This window comes from Streptomyces sp. MS191 (assembly GCF_008042125.1).
GTDB lineage: Bacteria > Actinomycetota > Actinomycetes > Streptomycetales > Streptomycetaceae > Streptomyces.
Window position 1 is genome coordinate 1 of record NZ_RDBI01000252.1, and the last position, 1,461, is coordinate 1,461.

Annotated in this window: 1 protein-coding gene; it reads left to right on the forward strand. The window is 70.1% G+C overall.

The window, feature by feature from the left end; translation table 11 throughout:
- Positions 1-1,119, forward strand: a 1,119-nt coding sequence (locus tag EAO71_RS37270; protein WP_261992541.1) for a LacI family DNA-binding transcriptional regulator, incomplete at its 5' end; no start/stop codon positions are given.
- Between the last annotated feature and the right edge of the window lie 342 nt (positions 1,120-1,461).

Consider the following 1,461-nt stretch of genomic DNA (forward strand, 5'->3'; position numbering starts at 1 on the left):
GGGTGCGGGAGCCCGTCCGTCGAGCCGCGGGTAAGGTCACTGCCGGTGGAGCCGCTCCCGCCGCACGCGAGGGGAGCGGGAGCATTGCCGTACGGAGCCTGTCGGCTGATCACAGGAGGGTTTGCCATCGCCAGAGCGGTCACCATGAGCGATGTGGCGAGGGCCGCGGGGGTCTCCTCGGCGACGGTCTCCTACGTGCTCAGCGGGAAGCGGCCGGTGTCCGCCGAGACGCGCAGGGCGGTCGAGGCCGCGATCGAGGAGCTCGGATTCCGGCTCAACACCGTGGCGCGCAGCCTGCGGACGGGCCGGTCCACCTTGATCGCGCTAGTGGTCCCCGACATCGCCAATCCCTTCTACGCCCAGCTGGCGCACGGCCTGCAGGAGACTCTGCGGCCCGGGGGATTTCACGTGGCCATCTGCAACACGGGTGCGAGGCTCGCCGACGAGCGGGCGTTTCTCGACGAAGCGGTGCGGCAGCGCCTGGCCGGCGTCGTCATCACACCGTTCCGGCTCGCGCCCGAGGACTTCGACGTCCTCGCGTCCGCTTCCGTCCCGGTCGTGGTCAGTGCCGATCTCCCGTTCGGCGACCACGACCTGGTGACTCCCGCGGCGGACGGGGCGGTACGGGCGGCGCTGGAGCACGTCGCCGAGACCGGCCGCCGGCGGATCGGCGTCATCGCCGGTCCGCGTGACGCCGCCGGCGGCGATCCGCGGCTGGAGCGCATCCGCGCACAGGCACCGGCGTTCGGCCTGAGGCTGCCCGACGCGCTCGTGGTGCACGGCGAGCACACCCGCGACGCGGGGGCCGAGGGCTTCGGCCGTCTCATGCGGCACCGGAATCCGCCGGAGGCGGTGCTGTGCGCCAATGACGTGGCGGCGGTCGGGGCACTGGAACGGGCGGAGCAGCTCGGCCTCCGTGTTCCCCAGGACGTGGCCCTGGTCGGGCATGACGACATCGAGTTCGCGTCGATCGTCCGTCCACGGCTGAGCACCATCCGGTATCCGGCCGAGGAGGTCGGCCGTGCCTGTGCGCGGCTGCTGGCCGAGCGCCTGGAAGGTCGTTCCGAGCGCAGCACCGTCGAGATCGGCGCTCGGTACATCAAGCGCGCGTCGGTCTGACGCGGTCCGCTTCGGTCGGCGTGCACGACAGCACGTGACATCGATCCTCCAAGACGGTTGACGTCGGTCGAGGCGAGCGGACCGCACAGTAACGTAATCGATTACGTCAGCGGGAGTGGTCGCGCGTCGTTACTTTTGACGGATCGACAAATCGCAGCTCAGGAGCGGTAAATGACCCTGTGGCGCCACCTCCTTCGGTCACGGTGGGATGTCGAAGAGGTAACGACGATGCCGGGCCTGTTGACGGTCGTGGATCGCGGTCCCGAAGGTTGCCGCCATCGCTCCGAGGGGGCGGGTGGGAATGACGAGGAGCGAGAACATGGCGATGCACAGGGGACGTGG